Source organism: Actinosynnema sp. NPDC023658 (assembly GCF_040639995.1).
Classification (GTDB): Bacteria; Actinomycetota; Actinomycetes; order Mycobacteriales; family Pseudonocardiaceae; genus Actinosynnema.
The window spans coordinates 1-3,436 of sequence record NZ_JBFAAX010000604.1 but is presented as its reverse complement, the minus strand read 5'-3'; the positions used below and the strand labels follow the sequence as shown (position 1 = coordinate 3,436).

Here is a 3,436-nt window from a genome sequence, read left to right as displayed (position 1 = left end):
GTTCGCGTCGCGAGAGTCCTACGCCCGGAACACCCGAGTTGAACGCTCAGAACGGCGGCACGGGGGTCAGGCGTCGCATTGCCGCAGGTCGGACGGGTCCGGGGTGACGGTCGGCCAGCCGGGCAGCGACTCGACCCCCTCCACGACCGGCGTGCAGCCCAGCTCGCCGCCCCCGCCGGCCAACGAGAACACCTGCGCGAACCGCAACGAGCACTCCGAACCCGCCCGGCACGCCCGCTGCACGGCCACCACGTCGACGACCGCGTCCTTGTCCACGTCCTGCAGCGCGAGGTAGGCCCCGCTGGAGACGTACGGCCTCTGCGCCCGCGACCAGGCCCCCGACCTGCGCACCAGCACCTCGCCCAGCGCCTCGCCGCCGACCTCGCCGCGCACCAGGCACACCGAGACCTCGCCGTCCACGCACTGCAACGAGCCGGCGTCGATCCGGGCTCCCGAAGACGCGATGGTCAGCTCGAAGATGTTCGGCCCCGAAGCGCCGCTGGTCCTGATCCGGCCCGCGCCCTCGCCGACGACCAATTCCACTGAATCGACACCGACCTCCTGCTTCACCACCGAACGGCACGCCGTCGCACCGCACCGCAATTCGTCCTGGGGCGGCGCGGCGGCCGCGTCGGGTGCCGCGGGAGGGCGCGATGACCAGGCGATGACCAGGCCGGCGACCACGGTGAGCACAGCTGCGCAAGCTGTCAGAAGCGCGGCTGAGGGCGGTCGTGTCACGATTCCCGATTGTTCCACCCAAGCGTGAGCTGTCTCTCGGTCACCGGGTACTGACGGGTCACTAAACTCCCCGACCATTGCCGCTCGAAGTTCCAGCGTTTGCCAGGAGGTAGGACGTCGTGTCGCTGCGCAAGGTCCTCGTCGCCAACCGCGGTGAGATCGCCGTCCGGGTCATCCGTGCCTGTCGGGACGCCGGTCTGGCCAGCGTCGCCGTGTACGCCGACCCGGACCGGGACGCCCCGTTCGTCCGGCTGGCGGACGAGGCGTTCGCCCTGGGCGGGAGCACGCCCGGGGACAGCTACCTGTCCATCGACAAGCTCCTCGACGTGGCCAAGCGCGCCGGGGCCGACTCGGTGCACCCCGGCTACGGCTTCCTGTCCGAGAACGCCGACTTCGCCCAGGCCGTGATGGACGCGGGCCTGACCTGGATCGGGCCGACCCCGCAGGCCATCCGCGACCTGGGCGACAAGGTGACCGCGCGGCACATCGCCACGCGCGCCGGCGCCCCGCTGGTGCCCGGCACCAAGGACCCGGTGTCCGGCCCCGACGAGATCATCGCGTTCGCGCGGGAGCACGGCCTGCCGGTCGCCATCAAGGCGGCGTTCGGCGGCGGTGGCCGCGGGCTGAAGGTCGCCCGCACGCTGGAGGAGATCCCCGAGCTGTTCGACAGCGCGGTGCGCGAGGCGGTCACCGCGTTCGGCCGCGGCGAGTGCTTCGTCGAGCGCTACCTGGACAAGCCGCGGCACGTCGAGGCGCAGGTGCTGGCCGACCAGCACGGCAACGTCATCGTGGTCGGCACGCGCGACTGCTCGTTGCAGCGCCGCCACCAGAAGCTGGTCGAGGAGGCGCCCGCGCCGTTCCTCACCGACGAGCAGCGCGCCTCGATCCACACCTCCGCGCGGGCCATCTGCAAGGAGGCCGGCTACCACGGCGCGGGCACGGTCGAGTACCTGGTCGCGGTGGACGGCACGATCTCGTTCCTGGAGGTCAACACCCGCCTGCAGGTGGAGCACCCGGTCAGCGAGGAGACCGCGGGCATCGACCTGGTGCGCGAGCAGTTCCGCATCGCCGCCGGTGAGAAGCTCCGGTTCACCGAGGACCCCACCCCGCGCGGCCACTCGATCGAGTTCCGCATCAACGGCGAGGACGCGGGCCGCAACTTCCTGCCCGCCCCCGGCACGGTCACCACGTTCACCGCGCCGTCCGGCCCCGGTGTCCGGGTGGACGCGGGCGTGGAGAGCGGCACGGTCATCGGCGGCCAGTTCGACTCGCTGCTGGCCAAGCTGATCGTCTCCGGCGAGGACCGCGCGCAGGCCCTGGAGCGGGCGCGGCGCGCGCTGGACGAGATGGTGGTGGAGGGCATGGCGACCGTGCTGCCGTTCCACCGCGCGATCGTCCGCGACCCGGCGTTCATCGGCTCCGAGGACGGCTTCACCGTGCACACCCGGTGGATCGAGACCGAGTTCGACAACACCATCGCCCCGTTCACCGACGGCGCCGAGGTCGAGGAGACCGACTCGCGGCAGACCCTGGTGGTCGAGGTCGGCGGGCGTCGGCTGGAGGTCTCGCTGCCCGGTGACCTGGCGTTCGGCGGCGGTGGCGGCGGTGGCGCCAAGGCGGGCGTGAAGGCCAAGCCGCGCAAGCGCGCGGGCGGCAAGGGCGGCGCGGCGGCGTCCGGCGACTCGGTGACGGCGCCCATGCAGGGCACGATCGTCAAGGTCGCCGTCGAGGACGGGCAGCAGGTCGAGCCCGGTGACCTGATCGTCGTGCTGGAGGCCATGAAGATGGAGAACCCGGTCACCGCGCACAAGGCGGGCGTGGTCACCGGTCTGGCCGCCGAGCCGGGCTCGACGGTCACCCAGGGCACGGTCATCTGCGAGCTGAAGGAATAGGCTCGACCGGGTGAGCGAGCGGGACATCCGGATCGGCGACGCGGAGCGCGAGCACGCGCTCGAACTGCTCGGCACGCACCTCGGAGAGGGGCGGTTGAGCGTGGACGAGTACGGCGAGCGCTCCGCCCGCGTCACGACCTCGAAGACCCGCGGCGAACTGTACGAGCTGTTCGGTGACCTGCCCGCGCCGCGACCGCTGTTCGCGCAGGTCGACCCACGTCCGATGGCCTCGCCGCAGGCGCCCGCCCGGCGCGGCTTCCAGCTCGACCCGCGGATCAACACCGCCGTGCTGACCGCGGTGGCGCTGGCCAGCGTCGCGCTGTACTTCCTGTCGAAGGTGCCGCTGGTGTTCCTGCTGATCCCGGCGGCGGTGCTGCTGCTCGGCCGGGTGGGCAGGCGTTGAGCGCGCCGACCCTCCTGCTGCTCGACCTGGACGGCGTGCTGCGGCGGTTCCCGCCCGACGCGCCGATCGAGGACCGGTTCGGGCTGCCGCGCGGCGCGTTGGCGCGGGTGTCGTTCTCCCTGTCCGGACCCGCGACCGCGGGCCGGGCCACCGACGAGCAGTGGCGCGTGGCCGTGCGGGACCGGCTGGTCGACGAAGGCCTGCCACCGGCCGACGCGGCGGGCGCGGTGGCGGCGTGGACGCGGGCCGGAGAGGTCGTCCCCGAGGCGTTGGAGCTGGTCCGGCGGGTGCGCAAGCGTTGTCGGGTGGCGGTGGGGTACAAACCCACCCACCCCGTGGCGCGCCACCAGGCGGCGCTGGGGGTGGAACGCGAGGTGGACGCGGGCGTGTGGTGCGCCCCCCA

General features: G+C 72.8%; 4 protein-coding genes. 3 read left to right on the top strand and 1 reads right to left on the bottom strand.

The genetic code is table 11. The features are described from left to right. Positions 1–66: 66 nt before the first annotated feature. Positions 67–693, bottom strand: a complete 627-nt coding sequence (locus AB0G02_RS31970) for a hypothetical protein (protein WP_360801554.1) — start codon at positions 691–693, stop codon at positions 67–69. Between the two features lie 164 nt (positions 694–857). On the opposite strand from AB0G02_RS31970, the gene AB0G02_RS31965 reads away from it, so the two are divergent. The 3 genes from AB0G02_RS31965 to AB0G02_RS31955 all read left to right on the top strand — a co-directional run. Further along, complete coding sequence (locus AB0G02_RS31965) at positions 858–2,630, top strand: acetyl/propionyl/methylcrotonyl-CoA carboxylase subunit alpha (protein ID WP_360801551.1); 1,773 nt, start codon at positions 858–860, stop codon at positions 2,628–2,630. Between the two features lie 10 nt (positions 2,631–2,640). Next, the gene (locus AB0G02_RS31960) at positions 2,641–3,033 is read left to right on the top strand and encodes a DUF1707 domain-containing protein (protein ID WP_360801548.1); all 393 of its coding nucleotides are present in this window, start codon (positions 2,641–2,643) and stop codon (positions 3,031–3,033) included. After that, on the top strand, positions 3,030–3,436 hold a 407-nt coding region (locus tag AB0G02_RS31955; protein WP_360801545.1), incomplete at its 3' end, for a hypothetical protein. The genes AB0G02_RS31960 and AB0G02_RS31955, both read left to right, overlap by 4 nt.